The organism is Pelosinus sp. UFO1 (assembly GCF_000725345.1).
Taxonomy (GTDB): Bacteria; Bacillota; Negativicutes; order DSM-13327; family DSM-13327; genus Pelosinus.
Map to the genome: position 1 here is coordinate 710,610 of NZ_CP008852.1, position 23,480 is coordinate 734,089.

Genomic DNA, 23,480 nt, shown 5'->3' on the forward strand with positions numbered 1-23,480 from the left:
TATTTATTGTTATTATTCTTACGATTATGATGAGGAGTTTGGCCTATGTTGCTACAAATTCAAGGAATTATCTCAACCATTAGCTTATTGGATCTTGTGGATATGGTTATCGTGGCTTTTGTTCTGTATAAACTGTATGTGATGATACGAGATACTAGAGCCTTAGCTCTACTAAAAGGGCTGATCGTTCTCTTGATTGCTACAGTTATCAGTAAATGGCTAGGTCTTAACGTCATTAACTGGCTACTGAATAAAACCATGACCGTGGTGCTGGTTGCCCTACCGGTTGTTTTTCAGCCGGAACTTAGGCGTACCCTAGAGCAGTTAGGGAGAGGAAAGTTATTCAAGAAGAGTGTATTCTTAGATGAACAAGAACAAGAAAATCTACTAGATGAGTTAGGTAAAGCCGTAGCTGTATTAGCCAAAAACAAAATTGGTGCCCTTATTGTACTAGAGAGAGAAACAGGACTTAGTGATTATATTGAGACGGGGATTAAAGTAGATGGCCTTGTTTCTAATGAATTTTTAATTAATATTTTTATCCCGAATACTCCAATGCATGATGGAGCTGCTATTTTAAGAGGAAATCGCATTATGGCGGCAGGCTGTCTTTTGCCATTGACAGATGATCGTAGCTTGAATAAAGAATTGGGCACAAGACACAGGGCTGCTATTGGCATCACAGAGCAAACCGATTCGGCCGTAGTAGTGGTAAGTGAAGAAACAGGTATTATTTCCTTGTCGCGAGGTGGCAGACTCGTTAGAGATCTAGATGCTAATTCTTTAAAAGAAAAATTACGGCCACTGTTTGCCAGTAAAAACCATACACTTGGTAATTTCTTAAACTGGAGGCAGTTTTCATAATGGATAGATTACCGAAGACAAATCTAACAGCAAAGATCGTGGCTCTTGTTTTAGCGGTTATCCTATGGGTGTATGTAATGAATGAACAAAATCCTCCCGTTGAAGTAAATATGGAAGTGCCGTTAGAAATACGCAATACTTCCAGTTCTTTAGTGCCTGTAGATATTCCCGAATTTGTACGCATTAGGGTACGTGGGCCACGGACTTTGATCGCTGGACTTTCTCAGCAAGATATAAAAACATATGTTGATTTGCGAGGGTTAACTGAAGGACTTAATACAGTCAAGGTTCATACTACCGTTCCGACGAGTATGGAAGTAGTAGAAGTGATCCCTGAACGAGTTACCTTTCGCCTAGACCGTGTTGCAAATAGGCAGGTGCCGATTGAAGTTAGGTTAGCCGGATCGCCTTCGATTGATAGTGTTGTGGAGAAAATTAATTACAGCACCGCTCATGTAGTGGTAGAAGGGCCGAAAGGTTTATTAGATACAGTAGTTAAAGCGGTTGCTACAGTGGATGTTTCCGGGAAGAATACTGATTTTACTATATCTGCCCCTCTTATTTTGCTGGATCAGAATGGTAAAGAAATGGGAGAAGGAGTAAGTTTTAATCCGGGAAATGTGTCTGTTACCCTATCTTTTGCACCTAGTGTTAGCAAAAAAGTTATCGATACCAAACCTAGTGTTACTGGGGAATTGCCAAAGGGTTATATTATAAAACAGATTATAACGAATCCACCTAGAGTTGAAGTAAGTGGCGCTCCTAACGTGGTAGAAAAAACAGACTTTATCTATACGGAACCTATCAGTTTGGATGGCATAGACAAAGATAAAGAGTTCGAAGTCAAGCTAATAGGAAAAGAGGGCATTGTGGTTCCGAAGAAGAGTATAAAAGTGAATATTAGTGTAATAAAACAGCAATGATAGAAATACAGAAAAGAAAAAGTATAGGTATGGATGGATACCATACCTTACTTTCCTATAATAAAGGAGCGAAAAGCTAGTTGTTACGGATAATAAATATGCGGGTGCTGCTGGATACCAATACAACAATCAATAAGTTAGCAGCAAAAAGGCTGAAATTACCACCCCAAGCTGTGCTTGAGGTGGTCATTGTACGTAGGGCTCTTGATGCCCGTCGAAAAAATAACATAAGTTTTGTATACACTCTTGATGTAAAGACGGCGGTTCCAGAGGGGCAAGTCTTATCCCGCTTAAAGGGGGATAAGGATGTATCCCAGGTGGCTGAATATGTACCTGAACCCATTATATTGGGACTAGAAAAATTAGAACATCCTCCTGTAGTCATTGGTTTGGGGCCAGCAGGTATGCTAGCAGCCCTAACCTTAGCGAAACATGGTTATCGTCCGTTGGTTTTAGAACGGGGACGAAAAATCGAAGATCGTACGAAAGATGTTAGTAAGTTTTGGCAGACAGGAAATTTTGACCCCATTTCCAACGTGCAGTTTGGAGAAGGGGGCGCAGGAACTTTTTCTGATGGAAAACTGACTACACGTGTAAATGATCCGTTAATGCGTCAGGTGCTGGAGCTTTTCGTTAAGGCGGGAGCACCCCAAGAGATTACTTATCTTCATAAACCACATATTGGCACTGATAAACTGAGAGATGTTGTAAAGAATATACGGCAAGAAATCATCGCATTAGGCGGCCAAGTGGAGTTCGAAGCCAAGGTAACAGATGTTGATATAAAGGATGGACAGTTAAAAGGACTGGTTGTCAATGAAAATCGGTATATTCCTTGTTCGGTAGCTTTACTAGGTATTGGTCACAGCGCTCGGGATACCTATGAGATGCTTCACAAACAAGGTGTTGCTATGGAGGCAAAAGCCTTTGCCATTGGTGTCCGTATTGAACATCCCCAGGATGTAATTGATGTATCTCAGTATGGTATTTCGGCGGGGCATTCCCAGCTGCCTGCTGCGGATTATGCTCTTGTGTATCATGATAAAGACGCAGGCCGCACTGCCTACTCTTTTTGCATGTGCCCAGGTGGCCTAGTAGTAGCTGCCTCCTCTGAAACAGGAGGGGTAGTCACCAATGGGATGAGCCTGTATAATAGAGCATCAGGAGTAGCCAATAGTGCTTTGGTAGTTAATGTTACTCCAGAGGATTTTGGCAATGAAATATTGGGTGGTATTGCATTCCAGCGCAAATATGAACAATTAGCATTTTCCGTTGGTGGCAGTAATTACCATGCACCGTTACAGACGGTGGGAGATTTTTTGGCAGGGACAACAGGTAGTACTACTTTTATTACAAAACCAAGTTATCGGCCGGGAACAGTTGCCACTGATTTGCGGCAATGCTTACCACAGTTTGTTACTGATACACTTGCGAAAGCATTGCCAGAATTTGAGCGAAAGATCAAAGGTTTTGCTCATCCCGAGGCTATCATGACAGGGGTGGAGACAAGAACCTCTGCACCTGTGCGTATTATAAGAAAAAGTGATTTTATTTCTTTGAATACAGAAGGGTTATATCCGATTGGGGAAGGCGCTGGTTATGCAGGTGGTATCATGAGTGCAGCTCTTGATGGCCTGAACTCTGCAATTGCTATTATTAAACAATATAAGGTGTAAGGGCAACAGATCGTTGCCTAGAGAAGGGAGTAAGTAGATAGATATGGGTAGACTTTTTGGAACAGACGGAGTACGTGGGGTAGCCAATACTCAATTAACACCAGAATTGGCCTTTAAATTAGGTTGGGCAGCAACGACACATTTTGGCAGAGAACATCACACAAGTCCAACTATGTTAATCGGGCGAGATACACGGGTTTCAGGACATATGCTAGAAGCAGCTTTGGCAGCGGGGATTTGTTCTGCAGGAGGACAGGCTGTATTATTAGGCGTTGTACCAACTCCTGCAGTGGCGTATTTAGCCGGAAAGATAAATGCCCAAGCAGGTGTAGTGATTTCTGCATCTCACAATCCATATCCAGATAACGGGATCAAATTTTTTGCCGGTACAGGCTATAAATTACCTGATGCGGTAGAAGATGAATTGGAAGAATTGGTAAGTAACTATAAAGAAGACATGGATCGCCCTGTTGCCGATGGCATTGGTACCATTGTTCATCGACATGATTTGCTGAAGGTTTATATTGATTATTTAGTAAGTACTGTAGATGTTGATTTTAAAGGCCTAAAGATGGTAGTCGATTGCGCGAATGGAGCGGCTTATGAAGTAGGGCCTATTGTATACCAGCGTTTGGGTGCTGAGGTTATTACCATAAATAACAAGCCAACAGGTACAAATATTAACGATAAATGTGGCTCTACCCATATGGAGGAATTACAGAAAGCAGTTGTAGATCATCAAGCGCATTTTGGCATTGCCCATGATGGGGATGCAGACCGTTGCCTAGCGGTAGATGAAAAGGGCGAAATCATCGATGGCGATCAAATGATGGTTATCTGTACATTAGACCGCTTAAAAGAAAATAAACTAAAAGACAATACTCTTGTTGCTACGGTTATGAGTAATATCGGCTTGTACCAAGCGATAAAAAAGGCAGGGGGAAAAGTCGAAGTAACGGCAGTTGGTGACCGCTATGTACTAGAAGCCATGCTAGAAAAGTCATTAATGCTAGGCGGCGAGCAGTCAGGACACGTTATTTTTGCTGAGTATAGCACAACAGGTGATGGCGTATTAACCGCATTGCAATTAATTGCTGCTTTGAAAAAAAGTGGTAAAAGTATGTCGGAATTAGCTTCTGTTATGACCCGATATCCTCAATTGCTTGTGAATGTTCGCGTAGAAAGCAAAGATGGCTGGGAAGAAAATCACGCGATTAAAGCTGCCATTGATAAAGGGAATTTAGAATTAGGTGATAATGGTCGTATTTTAGTGCGTCCCTCTGGCACGGAGCAATTGATTCGTGTAATGGCAGAAGGACCGAGTATGGAAGAACTAGATCGTATTGTAAATGAAATTGCTGCAGTTGTAAAAAAAGAACAAGGATGAGTTGACCAAAGTCACTCTTTATATTACAATGAGATATGCAAAGGAGCACACTAGTGCTCCTTTGCATATGTATACTATAAATGGAGGTGAGAAATGGATAAGCAACGGAATTTTAGTAGAAACTATTCTTTACTAGACTAAGAACAGTTATGGTGTAATAGCGCTGGAGCTTGCTTATCATTATTCACATTTTAGTGGTATCCTTTAGTAAGGGATATTCAAGCAAGCAGACGAGGAAGAGGTTTATCGAAAATTCAGCGGATACCTCTCGGCTACTCTGCGGCCGCCAAACAGCGACAAAACTGTAGGGCAACTTACAGGACAAAACGTCTGAGGCAGATTTAACAGAATGATTTGATTTTTGTATTGAAATTTAGGAGGAATTACCATATGTGTGGTATTGTTGGTTATATCGGCCCTAAACAGGCCTCAACATTTTTGATTGAAGGTTTAAGTAAATTAGAGTACCGGGGTTATGACTCTGCCGGTATTGCTGTATATGATGGAACTCAGGTTCATGTAGAAAAAAGTGTAGGTCGTTTGGCTAACTTAGAAAAAAAATTAGATAATGAGCAATTAATCGGTAATCTAGGAATTGGTCATACTCGTTGGGCAACTCATGGTCGTCCTTCCGATGTAAATTCTCATCCTCATACAGATTGTACTGGGGATTTTGTAGTCGTGCATAATGGTATCATTGAAAACTATATGCACCTCAAAGAAAAACTGATTGCCAAAGGCCATGTTTTTACTTCTGAAACAGATACAGAAGTAGTGGCTCATTTAGTAGAAGAGCATTACAAAGGTGATTTTGAAGCGGCAGTTAAAAAAGTATTGTCTGAAATTGAAGGCTCTTATGCATTGGTCTTTATGACCAAACATGAACCAGATAAGATTATTTGTACGAAACAAGATAATCCTTTGGTTATTGGCTTGGGTGAAGGGGAAAACTTTATTGCTTCCGACATTCCTGCTATCATTAACCGTACTCGTAAAACCTATATTTTAAGTGACGGAGAATTGGCTGTTGTCACGAAGGACTCTGTATGGGTTATGAATCGTCAAGGTGTACCCATTACTAAAAAAGTATTTGAAGTAAATTGGGATGCAGAAGCTGCTGAAAAAGGCGGCTATGAGCATTTCATGATCAAAGAGATCTATGAACAACCAAAAGCAATTCGCGAAACCATGTCAAGCCGTTTAGCAAAAGATGATAGCCATATCATACTAGACGAATTGAAATGGACGAAGCACGAAATAGCAGCTATTAAGAAAGTTGTAATCGTAGCTTGCGGTACAGCGTATCATGCTGGTATCGTAGGAAAATATTATATTGAATCATTAGCGCGCATTCCTGTAGAGGTAGATGTTGCCTCTGAATTCCGTTACCGTTCGCCGTTAGTGGATGAAAATACGCTAGCTATCGTAGTCAGCCAGTCAGGTGAAACCCTAGATACCTTAGCTGCTTTGAAAGAAGCCAAACGCCTTGGTGCCAAAACTTTGGCAATTACCAACGTAGTCGGTTCTTCCATTTCCCGTGAAGCGGATCAAGTAATTTATACTTGGGCAGGTCCAGAAATCGCAGTAGCTTCTACAAAAGCATATACTACTCAGCTTGTGAGTATGGCAATGCTGGCAATTTATATTGCCGGACTACGTGAGAACATTTCAGCCGAACGCAGTCGCGAACTTATTTCCGGATTGCGGAACCTACCTGCTCAATTGCATGAAATCCTTGAAGATGTAGAATCCATTAAGACTTTTGCTCAACAGTATGGTTTTAACGAAGATGTATTCTTCATTGGACGTTCATTAGATTACGCAGTAGCATTAGAAGGTGCTCTCAAACTAAAAGAAATTTCCTATATTCATGCAGAAGCTTATGCTGCTGGTGAATTGAAACATGGTACGTTAGCTCTTATCATTGAAGGTGTACCTGTTATCGCCCTAGCTACGCAACATGATGTATATGATAAAACCCTAAGTAATATTAAGGAAGTCAAAGCCCGTGATGCTGTTGTTATCGGTATAGCCCAGCAAGGTGATGACCAAATTAACAAATACGTAGATCACGCTATATTCATCCCTCAAGCTGACAAATTCTTGGCTCCAATACTTGCAGTCATCCCACTTCAATTATTGGCATACTACGCTGCTATCACTCGTGGTTGTGACGTAGATAAACCAAGAAACTTGGCGAAGTCAGTAACTGTAGAATAGTAAAATGATGAACCGCCCCTGTCCTCAAAATGCTTGAGGGTAGGGGCGGTTTTTTTGACAAGAAACGTCCTCATTGTCATTTTGGTTATGTTCTACATAAATGGGTAATTTTCCGCAAAAAGGAATATTTATGTTGAAAGATATTTTAATTTATTATATTATAGATGGGTTGCGAATTTAATACTTTATATATTAACTTAATTTACAGGTTTCGAAAGGTGGAATAATATATGTATGAATTAATAAAATATGGATCAGTTGGGTTATGTCTAGCTTTTATAATATATGCTATTTATTTAACGGCAACAGGTAAAGCTAAGTTTCAACAAAAGAAAAAATAAAAGCAGGGCATAATAGTAACAAATAAGGGTAACATGTAGAGTTATTTTCTCTATTACCCCTTTATTTTTTATAATCTATACGCCGATATAGGGCGCGACGGAAGCAGATGGGGACGTGGTTTTGTCTTTGTTTAAGGCAACTATTACCCCAAATTGGGCACTCGTGGTAGTGACATAGATAAACCAAGGAATTTGGATAAGTCAGTAACTGTAGAATAATAAAAAATGATAACCGCCCCTATCCTCTAAATACTTGAGGATAGGGGCGGTTTCTGCATTTAATAATTAGAGTTTTTGTTCTTTTTAGAAAGAAATTTTTTGCTGTATGGAAGGGAAAGAGTCAATTTTTACTATAAGTCAAGTCTGACCCCGATTACTGCTTACTGTAATTTTTGCACCAGAACCAAGGTTTTTTCACTTTGTTTTCAGACTTATACGTTATATTGATAGGATAAGCTTACCCATAATCTTTCTCCCATTAACACGAATAATACAAATAAGGTCATCCTTGTTAGTAAGTTATATCTATAGGACAGATATAATGCTGATTAATAGGAGAGCAACATTAACTAAAAAGGAGAGATATTAGTATGCAACATATTTCAATTGTGGTACCTGTTTTTAACGAACAGGAGAATATAAAGATATTTTACCAAGAGGTATGTAACTATATGGAACCACTAGGTTATTTATTTGAATTGATTTTTGTTGATGATGGTTCCACTGATGGAACCATTCTCATTCTTGAGGAGTTATCTAAGGCAGATACAAGGGTTCAAGCACTTCTCCTGGCCCGTAATTTTGGACACCAAGTAGCATTGACCTGTGGTCTTGATTACGCAAAAGGTGATGCGGTCATTACCATGGATGGCGACATGCAGCACCCGCCAGAAATGCTGCCTCTGCTACTAGGTAAATGGGAAGAAGGCTTCCAGGTGGTTCAGACCATTCGAGTTGATACACGAGATGTTTCTTTGTTTAAGAAATGTACATCTGCTATGTTCTATCGTTTAATCAATGCCATGTCTGATATTCATATCGTGGAAGGCGGATCGGATTTTCGATTACTAGATAAAAAAGTTGTACAGACTTTTCGGCGCTTTAAAGAAAAAGCTCGGTTTATTAGAGGAATCATTGGGGCAATGGGTTACAGGCAGGTACAGGTGGAGTTTGTAGCTCCACCTCGTTATGCAGGTAAGTCCAAATTCTCGGTGAGAAAAATGTTTACCTTTGCCCTAGATGGCATTACTGCATACTCAAAATTACCTCTACGCTTTGCCCTTTATCTGGGGTTGTTTTTTGGTTTCCTGAGTTTCGCGCTGACGCTAAATGTTTTGTATACCAAAACTTTCACTTCAGATGCCATTCCTGGGTGGGCTACAATCGCGGCTAGCGTACTGTTACTTGGTGGTCTTCAACTCGTTGGCTTGGGAATTGTTGGTGAATATGTGGGGCGTATTTTTGAAGAAGTCAAGCAACGCCCTCTTTATTGGGTGTGTGATGAATTGAAGAGTAGTGCACAAGTTAGACCTAAACAAAAGAATACGGTAGCGTGATAATGCTAATTCTGGCAACTATTTGAAAGTATCTATACAAGAAAAAGCTGGACTTGGACTGTCAATCGTTAAAGGGATAGTAAAGGCTCATAATGGGACAATCAAGGTAGAAAGTACGCCGAGGTGGGGAGTGCCTATTGTTATGACATCGGATTTTTGGATTACGCTCAAAAGGACAATGCTACACGTGATGTGATTCGTACAGCAAAGTATAAAAAAGAACTTGTTGATCGTAGAGTTATGGAAAAGTTTCATATTAAGAACGTATTGGGAACGGCATAGGCTCGACTGGGGAATAGTGACAGAGGAAGAACTAGATAAAAATTATAGCCTGAAGTCAAGGTAGATGCAAAAACAGGCTCGGTTATCAAAGTCGAGCATGATGACGATACCGAAACAAATGATGATGCAAACGGATAAAGCGTAGCATACTAAGAGAGCCTTATTGCCCAATCGTGGTGAAAAGGCTCTCTTTTCCTTATAGAATTTAATTTATAGTGAAAGCTAAAGGAATATATATATTCTTGCTGAAGAGGGTGAAGACATGACGAAGGTTTTACTTGTTGAAGATGAAGTGAATATGGGCTTGGAGTCAAGAAAGTGTTATACTTCCTGATGACCTAAAAAAAGTTTTGCTAGGCGTGAACTTTTTTGGCATGCTCATTGTCTTATAGTATGTAATAGCAAAAAAGGAGGAAAAAATTATGTTCTATGATAACACTCTATTATCTATGATTAATGGATTATCTGGGCATTCAGTTTGGATAGATAAAGTCATTATGATGGTTTCAGAGTACGGGCCGGTGGTATTTGGTTTGTACTTGATAGGACTATGGTTTAGCGGCAATTCAATAAGTGAGGTCACAGAGAACCGCAAGCGTGCTTTATATGCTTTTTTTGCAGCAATGCTAGCTATGGGAATGAACCAGCTAATTAGCCATGTTTGGTATCGTAACCGTCCCTATTTGGATCAACCAGTAAACCGGTTGCTGCAAGGCGCACAAGATGCTTCTTTCCCTAGTGACCATGCCGCTGGTGCGTTTTCCATTGCGGGCAGTCTCTTCGGACGCACAGTGGGCAGTAATCTTTTGATGGCCTTTGCTATCCTAGTAGCGTTATCACGGGTGTATGTGGGGCTGCACTATCCGAGTGATATCCTTGGTGGGATGGCGACCGGCCTTGTCAGTAGTTGGCTGATTGAACGCAATAAAGGACTGCTGGATAAACCGGTCACATTGCTACTCGCCATATGGACTATTATTGAGACAAAGTTGCACCTGCCTGTTCCGACACGGGCAAATAACCGCTAGTTAGGTGATGGATTTGGACGAACGCATAATAGCATATGTGAGCAAGGCCCGTGCAGGCGATAAAGAAGCTTTCGGCCAGCTGGTAACTGAATTTCAAATGCGGGTCTTTCGCGTGGCTTATGGTATTGTAGGCCACAGAGAGGATGCTGAAAATATTGCGCAGGATACTTTTGTGAAAGCCTATCGCTCCATAAGCGAATTGAAGGCCGATGTTACTTTCTATAGTTGGCTGATGCGTATTGCTGCAAATACCAGTATAAATTATAGAAAAAGTATGCACCGTCAGCAATTTGTTCCAATAGATGAAATTACTGAACCCATAGACCTTGGGGAAACGCCGGAAGGGGCTATGGAAAGAGTACAAAGCAATGAGCGGGTAGCAGCATTGCTCAACCAGCTGCCACATGAACACCGGGCAGTATTGGCACTTAGGGAACTTGGCGGTTTTTCTTATGACGAGATAGCAGGGATTCTTGATATTCCCTTAGGAACAGTAAAATCACGCATGAATCATGGCCGCGATAAATTACGGCGGCTGGTGAGGAAGGGAGGAACAAAATTGTGAACTGCACTACCTGCTCCGAATTTATTTATGATTATCTGGATAATGATGTTGATAATCAAACCCGTTGCGAACTAGAAATCCACTTGGCAGAATGTGAAGCTTGTAGGTTAGAGTTGATGGAAGTTAAGGAAGGCATGAATATGTACCACAATTGGGGAACAAGTATGGAATTGAGCACTGAGTTTACTGCGGAGGTATTAATACAGCTGGCTGACACGAAAACGGTATCTGCATATCCGATATTTCGAATCGTAGGTGTTAGTCTGATCAGTATATTGGCAATGCTTGCTTTCTTTGTTTCGCCTGTTTTGTATTCGCTAGGAACCGTAGCGTTCGATCTATTCGTCAATATCCTGCCGTTGCCAGGAATATTTCTTGCTGAGTTTCCTGTGGCGCAAACGACTAGCTTGGCTATTCTGGGCACCATGCTAGCGGGTATGACTTGGGTGATGCGGTATGCAATTGAATTGTAGGAGGTACGTATGAAGATAAAGAAGTTCGCGATACGCTTAGCTTTTACACTGGGAATGATTTTAATGCTTGCCCTGCCAGTATGGGCGGCAGCGCCGCTGACGGGTGGTAACATTGTAAATTTTGGCGATACAGAAGTACCAGTAGGCACCACGGTAAAAAATGTTCTTGTTATTGGCGGCCATGCTACCATTGCTGGCACAATCAGCGATGAAGTTATGGTCATCAACGGCAATTTGACGTTACTGCCATCGGCCTCTGTACGTGACCATGCTATCGTGCTAGGCGGCAACCTTTTGACGGAAGAGGGTGCCCAAATTGGTAAAGGCGTGTTTCGGATTGGCGGCGACTTTGCTTTTGTCAATATGCTAATGGCTGCAGGTGTAGTTACTACTGGTTTATGGATAGTCAATGCTATAATTACGGCCATTCTATTAATCTGGCCTGTCATTCTGGCATGGATATGGCGCTCCGGGGTAGAAGATGTGAGTGCAATGATTCGTGGTAACATTAAACGGACCATTGCCGTCGGTGGGTTAGGGCTTATGACAATGCTTGTTCTGATTGTGATGTTGGCCATTAGCATAGTGGGTATACCGGTGGCGGTGTTGGTAATGCTATTAGGTGTAAGCGTGTTTGCCACTGGCATAGGTGGCATGTGCCACGCAATAGGTCATTACTTGCCGCTCTTGCCAGAACAGGACAAGATGGGGAGGGTTCGTGTGACCTTTGTCGGAGCTGTTATGACTGCCTTGTTGTATAACGTCCCTGCATTAGGTTTCTTGGCGCTGTTTATTGTGGCTGCTACGGCTGTTGGCGGTATAATATTGAAAGTTTTTAAGAAAAAATCATGATCATAAATTAAGTATAAATGGAGATGAGTGTCATGGAACAATTTTTTCATGTCGTTATAGATTATATTACCCAGTGGGGTTATGCAGCAATTGTTATTGGGATGGCATTGGAAAGCGCCTGTATCCCCGTTCCTAGTGAACTTATCTTTGGTTTCGCAGGCTATCTAGTATATCTAGGCCAATTGGATTTTACGATGGCGGTTGTTGCTGGGGTAATCGGCGGCCTTATAGGCTCAATTATTGCCTATTTGGTGGGTTATTATGGCGGACAACCGTTAGTCGCCAAGTATGGTCGATATTTTTTATTGTCGAAACACAATGTCGATATGGCGCAGCGGTGGTTTGATCGTTACGGGATAAAGGCTACTTTTTTCAGTCGGTTACTCCCTGTTGTCCGAACCTTTATTTCCCTTCCGGCTGGGTTTGCGCAAGTCAATTTTGGCAAATTTGTTATTTACACGTTGTTGGGGTCCATTCCTTGGACAATCGGACTAACTTACGCAGGCATGGTATTAGGCGAGAACTGGGAGGCATTAAATGCCATTGGTCACAAGGCGAGTCTAATAGTTGCCGCGGGTCTGATTTTCATTGCTGTCTATTATTATCGGAGAAATCATACCCAACCTGTCTGAAGTAATATTGGATGCAGGTCGATAGGTCATTATTTAAAAGGACTAAGTGGTACTCGCCTATCAAAGAAAAATTTTTGACGATAGAACAGCGGTGGCAGGTGCTTTATATTGTAGCAAGCTTGGGCATTAGCGCTTTGATGTTAACGGCTTTTGGCATACTCGCTTGGGAAACCTTATTCCGCAACACAATGGTACTTTCTGATGATAGCTTTGTTTGGCTCATCCGCTATTTTGCTAATCTTGTCCTAGATAGGATTAGGGATGATTTTGGAGAAAAGAGTGGGGTATTTCTAAACTATAATAAGACCCATATCCTCAGAGTTCTAGAGGATATGGGTCTTATTATAGTTAGGGCTTTGTTTCATAATATTGAAGTAGTTCGCTTACTGTTACGAATTCATAACCGAGAGATCGAAGGCTGTCAATAATGAACTCAAGGGCCTCAGGTGTAGATGAGGGGGATATTCCATCATGTAAGAGAATAATACTTCCTGGCTTAATGTCTTTTAATACCGAATTTACGATGTTACCTACTGGAGGATAACGCCAATCTTGGGTATCAATTGACCAGAGAATTGTGAGATAACCGTTGTCTCGAGCCAAATTTATGATTTTATCGTTATAAGATCCCCCTGGTGGGCGAAAAAGAGTAGGTTTAGGGGCGACTGTTAAAATTACTTTTTCGGTCTTATTTAGTTCCTCTTCCAGTTGACTTTTACGTAGTTTAGTTAAATTAGGATGGCTATAAGTATGAGTACCAACTTCATGGCCGTCCTCAATTTCTTGCTGAACAAGCGTAGGAAACCGTTCAACCCGTTCACCTACTACAAAGAAAGTAGCTTTTATGCCTTTTTCTTTCAAAATACCCAAAATTTCAGATGTTGTTGTTTTAAGAGGGCCATCATCGAATGTTAATGCGACGACCTTTCGAGAAGTAGGCACGTTTTTAATAGTGGGTGTAAGATCTATCAAATGGTCTTCCAATTTCATGCCAATCCCTATAGCGAGAAAAAAGAAGAGGCCCCATATTCCTTGTGAAAATTTCATAGCGAACTCCTTATTCAATAATCTAATAGATTATACGTTCAAGTTTCTGAAATTATTCAGTGTAATAATTTTTGTAATCGACAAGTCTATATAGGGCGCGACGGAAGCAGACGGGGAATGTTGATTTTCTCATTGGAATAATTGGCGGTGACAGGGAATATGTATTACAGAGGTAAAACTAAAACCGGTTACAATGCAAAGGAATGTTGAAAAATGAGTATTAACATATATGATATTGCTAAAAAGGCAGGTGTCTCATCGGCAACGGTATCAAGGGTTATCAATAATAAACCACATGTGCGTGAAGAGACGAAAAGTAAGATTTTGGATATTATTTCCTCGATGAATTACACGCCCAATGCTTTAGCCCGTAGGCTTAGTACGGGTAATACCCTGAATATTGGATTTTTGATTCCAGATATTGAAAATCCCTTTTTTTCGCAGCTTTTGCGTGGATTAACAAATGCTTCTGAACGATATGGTTATAACATTTTTTTATATGGAACAGATGATAGTGTAGAGAAAGAGCATCGTTTTTTTCGTTCGGTTAAGGCTGAACGTTTAAGTGGTATTATTGTTATTCCTATCGATGCAAATAATACTGAAAGTTGTAAGCGGTTGCTGGAATTTGAGAAGGCGGGCGTTCCGGTTGTCCTTATCGACCGAGGCCTTAAACATTGTCGTTTAAACAGTGTGTTTTCCGAAGATTTCAACGGTTCTTATGCTGCTGTCGATTGTCTTTTACGGGAAGGGCATCGCCAAATTGCCACGATAAAGGGACCAGAGAACTCTCGTCCCGGAAATGAGCGTTGGCTGGGGTATTTAGCGGCCTTAGAAAAATGGGATATCAAGCCGGAAAAACGTTATATACGGCAAGGGGATTTTCATGAAGAATTGGCCTATGAGCTTATGCACAGTCTTATGGAGCAATCAGAACCGCCGACTGCAATTTTTTCATCAAATAATATGACCTCGTTGGGATGTCTTCATTATATTACGGAAAAAGGGATGAAGCTCGGTGAAGATATTTCAATGATTGGATTTGACGATATGGAGATTTTAAAATGTGCGAATATTCACTTAAGCGTTGTGGATCGTGACGTATATAGTATGGGATGGAATGCCATTGAGCTTTTAACAAGACGGTTAGAGGAGCTTCGTAATAAGGATAAAAATGAGACACCGTGCCGGCAAGAAATTTTTTTGCCGACAAAGCTTATCCTTAGGGGGTCGGAGAAATGGAGAGGATCGAAAAAATGACTTATCTGGAACTTTACGAACTACTGCTCGAGGAGCATCGGCAAGTATTTGCAGCACAGGATGAAATGCAGTTAGAAAGCATGATGAAGATGATTATTAAAGCTGCACGCATTTTTGTAACCGGTTGCGGACGTGAAGGAATTGCAGCCCGCAGTTTTGCGATGCGGCTGATGCATCTGGGAAAGGAAACCCATTGGCTTTGGGATGATACGACGCCAGGTATGCAGAAAGGAGATTTATTTATTGTAGTTAATGGTTATGGCAAGATAGGTCATATCAATTACCTTTTTGATCAGGCGGGAAAAACAGGTGTCAGCCGCCTAGTTATCACGGGTGCACCGCTAGAAAGAACGCCGCAAGAAGCTGAATACTCTTTATTTGTCCCTGCATGTGTCTATAAAGGAAGTGATATGAGGGTAGTGAAATCTGTTCAGCCTATGGGAAATCTTTTCGAGCAGCATTTGTTTCTTCTTTTTGATATTGTTGTTATGCTGCTAACGGATAAAATGAATTTGACACATGGGCAGATGGAGTCGCGCCATCGTAATATTGAATAAGGAAGGGAGATTTTTTCATGGGGAAAAAAGTTGCGGTTTTCGGAAGTTTTGTTGTCGATCTTATGGCACGAGCATCACATCTGCCGAAGCCGGGCGAAACGGTTAAGGGGTCTATATTTAAGATGGGAGCTGGCGGCAAGGGCTTTAATCAAGGCGTTGCTGCTCATAAATCAGGAGCGGACGTAGCAATGATTACTAAGGTTGGACATGACACGTTTGCAGATGTTGCGCTAAATGTCATGGATGAGCTGAATTGGAGCAAAGAATACATACTTTATAATCAGGATGTTAGTACAGGTTCTGCAATTATTATGGTGGATGAACAAACAAGCCAGAACAAAATCATCATTGTGCCTGGTGCGTGCAGTACGATTACGGCACAAGAGGTTGATGATTTGAGACCGCTACTGAAGGGGTGCGCTTATGTGCTTTTGCAGTTGGAGGTCAATCAAGATGCAAATGAGCGAGTAGTTGATATTGCAAACGAATGTGGATGCAAGGTAATTTTGAATACAGCTCCTTATCAGTCGGTCAGGGATGAATTTTTATCAAAGGTCTACATGGTGACACCAAATGAAGTTGAGGCAGAAATGATAACGGGTATACATGTAGAGGGTTTGGATGCAGCGAAAAGGGCTGCTGAGGTATTTTATGATAAAGGCGTCCAAGTCGTTTTAATAACATTAGGTGAACGGGGGGTGTTCATTTCTGATCATGGGCGTGAGGAAATTATCAGTGCATTTAAGGTTGATGCACTCGATACCACGGGTGCAGGGGACGCATTCAATGGTGGCCTCTTGACAGCTTTATCGGAGGGGAAAGACCTTTGGGAAGCTTCTCGCTTTGCAAGTGCATTGGCAGCGCTTTCTGTTCAGAGAATTGGAACGACTCCAGCGATGCCATCGCGAGAGGAGGTAGAGGTATTTCTTAAACATCATAAATAGATAGGAGGAAGGGGCATGTTAAAGGGGATTCCTAAATGCATTAATCCAGATTTATTGAAAGCATTGGCCGATATGGGACACGGTGATCAAATTGTAATTGCCGATGACTTTTATCCGGCAGTATCTATGGCGAAAGATGGTATTACAATTAATGCTGACGGTATCGGGGCGGCTGAGATGGTTGATTCAGTACTTCAGCTTATGCCGCTTGATGTCGATTATGTAGACCATCCGGTGATGATTATGGACATGATGGATCATTTAAAGGGTAAGATGGAAAGACCGAAGGTTTGGGATGACTTCATTGCTGCGGTTAAGCGAAATGAGCCTAAGGGAGAAAAGTGTATAGGATTTATCGATCGATTTGATTTTTATGAAAAAGGAAAAATCGCCTTTGTTACTGTATCCACGGGGGAACGGCAGCCATATGGCTGTATTATATTACAAAAAGGTGTCATGTAAATTAAGGAGGGGATATTCATGGGTAAGAAAAAGTATCTAGCAGTTGCGTTAGGGTTACTTTTCTGCGTCGGACTGGCTGGCTGTGGAGAAAATTCTAAGAAAGCTGATGCTCCGAAGGCATCAGCACAAAAGGTTGTTACAACAACGGACGTAGCGACACAGGGCCAAAAGAAGGACTGGAAAATTGCAGTTGTTGTAAAAGACTCTTCAAATGGATGGTTTGCCCGTATGGAGCAAGGTGTTAAACAGTATGCTGCTGATACTGGCATCAATGCTTACCAGAAAGGTCCTGCTTCGACGGATGCCGCACAACAGGTTCAGGTTATTCAGGATGTTATCAATCAGGGAATCAATGCGCTTTGTGTTGTACCAGTTGATCCGGCAGCTTGCGATCCTGTATTGAAAGAAGCCCGGGATAAGGGGATTGTTGTTATCACGCATGAGGGATCAAGTTGTAAAAATGTAGATTACGATTTAGAGGCTTTCAATAATGCTGGATATGGTGCTTTCATTATGGATAAGCTTCAGGAATCTATGGGCGGGAAAGGTGTTTATACTACAATGGTTGCTCATCTTACTAACGCTTCACAGAACGAATGGGCAAATGGCGCCGTTGCGCAGCAGCAGTCGAAGTATTCGGGGCTGCAATTGCTTGATAATCCAAAGCGTGTAGAATCGCAAAATAATTCGGAAAAAGCGTATCAGGTTGCTAAGGAAGTCTTGAAATCACATCCAGAGGTTAAGGGATTTGTAGGTACCTCCTCTATGGATACACCGGGGATTGCTCGTGCAATCAATGAACTTGGTCTAAAAGGAAAAGCTTTCGTTGTTGGTACCGGTATGCCGAATGAATGTCGCTCTCTTGTTAAAGATGGATCGCTTTCATATATTACGCTTTGGGATCCGGCAGAAGCTGGCTATGCAATGTGCGTTATGGCTCGTCAAATCCTCGAGGGCAAAAAAATCACTGATGGTACCGACCTTGGCTTAAAATCTTACAGCAAACTTATCCAGAGCAAGGATAACCCAACGCTTTTCATGGGTGCAGGCTGGATTGCTATTAATAAGGAAAACGTAGACAACTACAATTTCTAAGGGGTGTTTAGGCAAAAGCGATGCAGCATTGGATGCCGCATCACTTTTGCCGATACATAGTGACGCCATAACAAAGGCGACATGTATTGTGTAGAAGCAAGGGGGGAGAAGTGTGTCAGATTATATTATAAAAGCAACAAATATTAAAAAATATTTTGGTGGTGTCAAGGCACTTGATGGCGTAAATCTTGAGATAAAAAAGGGCGAAATTCACTGCCTGGCAGGCGAGAATGGTTGTGGCAAATCGACAATTATCAATATCATTTCAGGCTTCTATACACCGGATTCAGGGACCATTGAAATCAATGGCATAAAATATGAAAAAATGAACCCCAAACAAGCGATAGCGAATGGTATACAGGTTATTTACCAGGATCTATCTTTATTTCCAAATCTGACGGTCATGGAAAACCTTGCAATCAATATGGAAGTCGCAGCGAGTAGAAAGTTTGTGAGTAAAGCACGTATGCGTAAAATTGCGGAAGAAGCTGTAGCCAAAATCGGTTTTGAAATCGATTTAGATGAAACTGTGGAAAATCTTACAGTAGGTATGCGTCAAATGATTGCCATTAGCCGCGCTTTGTTAAATGATGCGAAGCTCATCATTATGGATGAGCCAACAACGGCTATAACGAAGCGGGAAGTCAAGGCATTATTTAAAATCATTCAACAGTTACAGGTGAAAGGTATAGCGGTGCTTTTTGTTTCACATAAGCTGGATGAGGTATTCGAGATTGCTGAACGATTTACGATTTTCCGCAGTGGAAAAAATGTTGCTGAGGGAAATACGAAAGAGCTTGGTCAGAATAAGTTTACATATCATATGACGGGGCGTGAAATAGTTTCATCGCGGTATGAATATACGAGAGAAAATGCGCCAACAGTGCTAGAAGTCAAGAATCTTTCCCTGAAAAACGGATTTAAGGATGTTAGTTTTTGCCTCAAACAAGGTGAAATTATCGGCATAACAGGTCTCTTAGGATCAGGTCGTACAGAATTAGCAGAGACTTTATTTGGTTATCACGAGGCAGATTCAGGAGAAATTTTGATTGAGGGAAAACCGGTGGAAATCCGTTCAATAAAGAAGGGCATTGAAAATGGTATAGGCTATCTGCCTGCGGATCGTGTTACGGAAGGCCTCTTCTTATCGCAACCGATTGCAGACAATATTTCCATTGAAAAATGGCATGATTATGCGAATTGCTTAGGTAAAATTAATCGTAGGTCGGTTGAGGAGATGACAAGGCATTGGGCTAAAGAATTGTCTATTACCCTTCACAACATTGAAGACCCTGTGGGGACACTTTCAGGCGGTAATCAACAAAAATGTATTTTAGCAAAGTGGCTGGCACTGGATCTTAAGGTATTAATCTTGAATGGACCGACAGTTGGTGTAGATATCGGTGCTAAATTTGATATTTATGAGTTGGTAAAACGCTTAGCCAAACAAGGACTTACGGTTATTATTATCTCCGATGATTTGCCGGAGGTGCTCACGAACTGTAATCGTGTTATGGTTATGCAGTCAGGCCGACTAGTTGAAATTCTCTCGACACAGGGCCTCGAGGAGAGCTGCCTTGCCGAGCTGGCAAATTAGAAGGATAGGAGGATTCATATATGAATTTGCAGAAAACGGTGAAGTCAACCGAATTTTATGTAGCATTGATCATCCTGCTCCTATGTATGGCCATTCAAGTAAAAAGTGGACAGTTTTTTACGGGTAATAATCTGGTTGATGTTGTGCGGGCATTTTTGGTACCAGCGATGTTCTGTATCGGCGAAATGTTTATCATTATTACTGGTGGTGTAGATGTTTCATTTCCGGCCATTGCTTCCCTGTCTATGTTTGTAGTTTGTTCACAGCTAGAAGACGTTGCCTCGAACCCACTGGTCTTTTTTGGGGTTGCGATGTTTATCGGATTGATGGTTGGTATACTCAATGGTGTGATTATCGCGCGTTTTAAATTTCCAGCGCTTATCGTTACCCTTGGTACGAGCAGTATATGTTTCGGAATTATGCAGGGCGTGTTCAAATCGCGAGAATACCCACTTTGTGCGCCTCTTAAGGAACTTGGCGAGATGAAATTGTTTTCAGCGACAAATCCTGTTTCAGGACTGACTTCCAATATGCCAATCGGTTTTATTCTTATGATATTGCTTATTTTTTTGGGATGGTTTATTTTGAATAGAACGATGTTGGGACGTGGTATTTATGCGATCGGTGGCGATGTGAAAGCGGCACAGAGAGCAGGTTTCAACGTTTTTGGCATTTTACTGTTCATTTATGCTTTTTCTGGCTGCATGGCAGGACTCATTGGTATATTGCGTTCGACGATGCTCCTTGCCGTACATCCAAATAATTTAGAAGGTATGGAAATGACAGTTATTGCTGCTTGTGTCCTTGGCGGTGTGCGGATGACAGGGGGCAAAGGCAGTGTGCTTGGTGCAATGCTTGGTATGGCACTCTTGACTATTGTAGATAATAGTCTCATTTTATTGGGCATTTCGACGGTTTGGCAGAAAGTGTTTACTGGTGCGATTATTATTATTGGTACTGCAGCTTCTGCAATCCAAGCGAAGCGTAACGAAAGAAAGCTTGCCATCAAGATGAGCGAAGGAGGAAACTGGTATGGATACAATCAGACATGCAATAAATAGAGATAAAAACTTGGCTCGACTCCTAGTTGTTTTCCTGATGGTGTTTATACTTTGTACAGCCCTTAAGGGATCTATGTTCGTTAGTGTTTCAAATTTCCAGTCTATGGGCAAACAGTTTCCCGAGTTTGGCCTTCTGTCTATCGCTATGGCATTTACTTTGTTTACGGCGGGGATCGATCTTAGTGTTGTAGCAATTGCTAATCTTTGTGCCGTACTTATGGCAAAGTTTTTGTCAATTGTTATCGTGCCGGATATGAGCAGCAGTGCTGTATTTATGATGATTGCAGCGGCCTGTTTTATGGCACTGGCTGTTAGTATTCTTTGTGGTGCGTTCAATGGTTTTTTGATTGGGGTTGTTGGTATTACACCAATTTTGGCAACCTTGGGAACGCAGGCTCTTTATACAGGTTTTGCTATTGTCATGACAAATGGTAGTACACTCGGGGGATTGCCAAAGCAGTTGGCAGCTACAATCAACGGCAGTGTAGCGGGCATACCCGTTCCGATTATTATCTTCTGTGTATTTGCGGCAATCTCTGCGTTTATTATGAGTAAGACTACTTTGGGGTATAAGCTCCGTATGCTTGGTACAAGTGAAAAAGCCTCTACTTTTTCAGGGTTTGATAATGTACGCCTTTTTATTATTAACTATGTACTTAGTGCTGTGCTTAGTGCTGTTGCAGGGATTATTATGCTGGGACGATTCAATTCGGCTAAGGCGGATTATGGTGCATCTTATTTGATGGAGGCTATTCTTATTGCTGTTTTGGGCGGTGTAGATCCATATGGTGGAAAAGGTAATATAAGCGGTGTCGTTATGGCAACCCTAATTGTGCAAATGGTTAGCAGTTGGCTCAATATGTATGAGGATATATCAAATTTTTATCGACAGATCATTTGGGGTGGACTACTGATTTTTGTCCTTATTTACAACTATATTGTCAATGAACGTGAAAAAAAACAAGCTATGAAGGGGTGATGGTATGGATATTGCACAGATAATTGATCATACAATGCTAAAACCAGAAGCAACGCAAGAAACAGTTCGCCGTTATTGCGCCGAGGCACGTACTTATGGATTTGCGACCGTCTGCGTCAATAGTTGTCATGTGGCATTGGTTACCTCAGAACTGAAGGGTAGTGGAATTAAAACGTGCTGCGTTGTTGGTTTTCCATTGGGGGCGATGATTACTGAGGTCAAGGCTTTTGAGGCTGAAGCTGCTGTAAAAGCTGGAGCAGAGGAAGTCGATATGGTCATCAATATTGGCGGAATCAAAGATGGAAATATGGATCTCGTAACGGACGATATTCGTGCGGTTGTTGAAGCAGTTAAACCTGCTCTCGTCAAGGTCATCATAGAAACGTGTTTACTCAGTGATGAGGAGAAGATTGCCGCCTGCGAAGCAGCCGTGCACGCTGGGGCAGCTTATGTTAAGACTTCAACTGGTTTTAGTACAGGTGGAGCAACGGTGGATGATGTCAAACTTATGCGCCAAACTGTTGGTAATCAGGCCAAGATTAAAGCTAGTGGTAGTATCCGCACCCATGAATTTGCCTGTCAGCTGGTTGAAGCCGGAGCTGACCGTATTGGTGCAGGCAATGGGGTTGTTTTACTGAAATAGTATTAAAGTTATTAAAATAGAAGAGCAAACTTTTCAGTCCATCGACTAAGAACTTCTGTTGGTATTTGCAGCAGAGGTTCTTTTTGTTATGTGTATGAATTAATAAAATATAGTTTCACCCTATATGCCTAATATAGGGCGCGACGGAAGTAGACGGGGGTTGGTGGCTTTGTGATATTAACTTTTAACAAAGTGCTTGATAATGATGCTTTACAGATAATCATTATCATCATATAATAAAAGTAATCAAACAAACACATTTAATCTCTGAGTAGGGATTTTAGATAAGAGAATTGATAATAAGAAAGGATTGATCATAATGAAAACTTGTTACGGCGGATATTGCTATGAACATAAAGAAGACAAAGAATTTAGTAGTGTTTTATCTTCACCGATGAAGCCATTTCTAGTTTCCTTGGCCATTGTACTTGCACTAGCTGTGGTGACAAGATTTTTGCGTCTGTAATTCGTGGTTGTGACGTTGATAAACCAAGGAATTTGGCGAGGTCAGTAACAGTAGAATAGGTAAATGAGTACCGCCCCTATCCTCAAAATATTGAGGGTAGGGGCGGTTTGTTAGGGAAAAACTATTCTTTTTAGAAGAGATATTTTTTCTGTAAGGAGGAGAAGGGTCAATGTTATTAACGCTACGCCGTGATACTTAACCTTCGCTTATAATAACATTGACCATTTCGACTATTTAGGTAGACTCATCAAATTTCATCATAAGTTAGTCCAGCCCTGCCAATGATTCTAGAAAATGAATGATGAAATCCTGGAAAGGAGATAAAATTAGTATTGTGGATGAGGCGCAGCCTTGTTCTTCATTGGTTAAGCTACTTATTCGTAGATAGTTACTGAATTTTAATATTGTATAGTACTTAAGATTAATCGGGGGGAATCGTATCATTGGTAATGGCGAAAAAATAAGCCATTTCCAAATTGTATTAATCTGGAAATGGCTTGTTTTTGTCAGTTAGAATGCATTGATGATTTGATCAGAATATAGCGAAACAATGCTTGCTGATATATTACA

General features: G+C 41.3%; 24 protein-coding genes. 23 read left to right on the top strand and 1 reads right to left on the bottom strand.

Annotation, left to right across the window (positions count from 1 at the left end; genetic code table 11):
• The first annotated feature begins 45 nt into the window (after positions 1–45).
• The 13 genes from cdaA (at position 46) to UFO1_RS03220 (ending at position 12,799) form a co-directional block, all read left to right on the top strand.
• Complete coding sequence (cdaA, locus tag UFO1_RS03170) at positions 46–864, top strand: diadenylate cyclase CdaA (RefSeq protein ID WP_038667874.1); 819 nt, start codon at positions 46–48, stop codon at positions 862–864.
• Entirely contained in the window at positions 864–1,787 is a 924-nt protein-coding gene (locus UFO1_RS03175; RefSeq protein ID WP_038667877.1) for a YbbR-like domain-containing protein, read from the top strand. Before cdaA ends, UFO1_RS03175 begins: the two co-directional genes overlap by 1 nt.
• 80 nt (positions 1,788–1,867) lie before the next feature.
• Positions 1,868–3,463, top strand: coding sequence for an NAD(P)/FAD-dependent oxidoreductase (locus tag UFO1_RS03180; RefSeq protein ID WP_038667880.1), 1,596 nt, complete (start codon positions 1,868–1,870; stop codon positions 3,461–3,463).
• Positions 3,464–3,506: 43 nt separating this feature from the next.
• Entirely contained in the window at positions 3,507–4,850 is a 1,344-nt protein-coding gene (gene glmM, locus UFO1_RS03185; RefSeq protein ID WP_038667883.1) for a phosphoglucosamine mutase, read from the top strand.
• Between the two features lie 390 nt (positions 4,851–5,240).
• Positions 5,241–7,070 carry a glutamine--fructose-6-phosphate transaminase (isomerizing) gene (glmS, locus tag UFO1_RS03190; protein ID WP_038667886.1) on the top strand — a complete coding sequence of 610 codons (1,830 nt, stop codon included), beginning with the start codon at positions 5,241–5,243 and terminating at the stop codon, positions 7,068–7,070.
• Between the two features lie 931 nt (positions 7,071–8,001).
• The gene (locus tag UFO1_RS03195; RefSeq protein WP_051788794.1) at positions 8,002–8,967 is read left to right on the top strand and encodes a glycosyltransferase family 2 protein; all 966 of its coding nucleotides are present in this window, start codon (positions 8,002–8,004) and stop codon (positions 8,965–8,967) included.
• Between the two features lie 22 nt (positions 8,968–8,989).
• The gene (locus tag UFO1_RS26165; RefSeq protein ID WP_144390859.1) at positions 8,990–9,163 is read left to right on the top strand and encodes a HAMP domain-containing sensor histidine kinase; all 174 of its coding nucleotides are present in this window, start codon (positions 8,990–8,992) and stop codon (positions 9,161–9,163) included.
• Entirely contained in the window at positions 9,091–9,249 is a 159-nt protein-coding gene (locus UFO1_RS25115; RefSeq protein WP_158442770.1) for a hypothetical protein, read from the top strand. The genes UFO1_RS26165 and UFO1_RS25115 overlap by 73 nt, the downstream gene beginning before the upstream one ends.
• A 422-nt stretch (positions 9,250–9,671) precedes the next feature.
• Positions 9,672–10,277 (top strand): undecaprenyl-diphosphatase, encoded by a 606-nt coding sequence (locus UFO1_RS03200; RefSeq protein ID WP_051788795.1) that lies wholly within the window; start codon positions 9,672–9,674, stop codon positions 10,275–10,277.
• A gap of 13 nt (positions 10,278–10,290) precedes the next feature.
• Complete coding sequence (locus tag UFO1_RS03205; protein ID WP_051788796.1) at positions 10,291–10,842, top strand: RNA polymerase sigma factor; 552 nt, start codon at positions 10,291–10,293, stop codon at positions 10,840–10,842.
• Positions 10,839–11,315: an anti-sigma factor gene (locus tag UFO1_RS03210; RefSeq protein WP_038667889.1), complete on the top strand. Its 477-nt coding sequence runs from the start codon at positions 10,839–10,841 to the stop codon at positions 11,313–11,315. Before UFO1_RS03205 ends, UFO1_RS03210 begins: the two co-directional genes overlap by 4 nt.
• A gap of 9 nt (positions 11,316–11,324) precedes the next feature.
• Positions 11,325–12,167, top strand: coding sequence for a hypothetical protein (locus tag UFO1_RS23960; RefSeq protein WP_051788797.1), 843 nt, complete (start codon positions 11,325–11,327; stop codon positions 12,165–12,167).
• Between the two features lie 32 nt (positions 12,168–12,199).
• On the top strand, positions 12,200–12,799 hold the full coding sequence (locus UFO1_RS03220; protein WP_038667891.1) for a DedA family protein: 600 nt from the start codon (positions 12,200–12,202) through the stop codon (positions 12,797–12,799).
• Positions 12,800–13,147: 348 nt separating this feature from the next.
• On the opposite strand, the gene UFO1_RS03225 is transcribed toward UFO1_RS03220, so the two are convergent.
• A complete protein-coding gene (locus tag UFO1_RS03225; protein ID WP_038667894.1) occupies positions 13,148–13,846 on the bottom strand; it encodes a polysaccharide deacetylase family protein in 699 nt (232 codons plus the stop codon).
• A gap of 213 nt (positions 13,847–14,059) precedes the next feature.
• Here UFO1_RS03225 and UFO1_RS03230 point away from each other — a divergent pair, with 213 nt between their 5' ends.
• The 10 genes from UFO1_RS03230 to UFO1_RS25395 all read left to right on the top strand — a co-directional run bounded on the left by UFO1_RS03230 (position 14,060) and on the right by UFO1_RS25395 (position 22,910).
• The gene (locus tag UFO1_RS03230; RefSeq protein WP_038667897.1) at positions 14,060–15,106 is read left to right on the top strand and encodes a LacI family DNA-binding transcriptional regulator; all 1,047 of its coding nucleotides are present in this window, start codon (positions 14,060–14,062) and stop codon (positions 15,104–15,106) included.
• Positions 15,085–15,663 (top strand): SIS domain-containing protein, encoded by a 579-nt coding sequence (locus tag UFO1_RS03235; protein WP_236639319.1) that lies wholly within the window; start codon positions 15,085–15,087, stop codon positions 15,661–15,663. Before UFO1_RS03230 ends, UFO1_RS03235 begins: the two co-directional genes overlap by 22 nt.
• A 17-nt stretch (positions 15,664–15,680) precedes the next feature.
• Positions 15,681–16,607 carry a ribokinase gene (rbsK, locus tag UFO1_RS03240; protein WP_038667900.1) on the top strand — a complete coding sequence of 309 codons (927 nt, stop codon included), beginning with the start codon at positions 15,681–15,683 and terminating at the stop codon, positions 16,605–16,607.
• Between the two features lie 15 nt (positions 16,608–16,622).
• Positions 16,623–17,069: an RbsD/FucU family protein gene (locus UFO1_RS03245; protein WP_038667903.1), complete on the top strand. Its 447-nt coding sequence runs from the start codon at positions 16,623–16,625 to the stop codon at positions 17,067–17,069.
• Positions 17,070–17,087: 18 nt separating this feature from the next.
• Positions 17,088–18,164, top strand: a complete 1,077-nt coding sequence (locus tag UFO1_RS03250) for an autoinducer 2 ABC transporter substrate-binding protein (protein ID WP_038667904.1) — start codon at positions 17,088–17,090, stop codon at positions 18,162–18,164.
• 112 nt (positions 18,165–18,276) lie between these two features.
• Complete coding sequence (locus UFO1_RS03255; protein ID WP_038667906.1) at positions 18,277–19,761, top strand: sugar ABC transporter ATP-binding protein; 1,485 nt, start codon at positions 18,277–18,279, stop codon at positions 19,759–19,761.
• Positions 19,762–19,787: 26 nt separating this feature from the next.
• A complete protein-coding gene (locus UFO1_RS03260; protein WP_236639320.1) occupies positions 19,788–20,822 on the top strand; it encodes an ABC transporter permease in 1,035 nt (344 codons plus the stop codon).
• Positions 20,794–21,801: an ABC transporter permease gene (locus UFO1_RS03265; protein ID WP_038667908.1), complete on the top strand. Its 1,008-nt coding sequence runs from the start codon at positions 20,794–20,796 to the stop codon at positions 21,799–21,801. The genes UFO1_RS03260 and UFO1_RS03265 overlap by 29 nt, the downstream gene beginning before the upstream one ends.
• A 4-nt stretch (positions 21,802–21,805) precedes the next feature.
• Positions 21,806–22,444, top strand: coding sequence for a deoxyribose-phosphate aldolase (deoC, locus tag UFO1_RS03270; RefSeq protein WP_038667909.1), 639 nt, complete (start codon positions 21,806–21,808; stop codon positions 22,442–22,444).
• 319 nt (positions 22,445–22,763) lie between these two features.
• Positions 22,764–22,910, top strand: a complete 147-nt coding sequence (locus UFO1_RS25395) for a hypothetical protein (RefSeq protein WP_173406204.1) — start codon at positions 22,764–22,766, stop codon at positions 22,908–22,910.
• Positions 22,911–23,480: the final 570 nt, after the last annotated feature.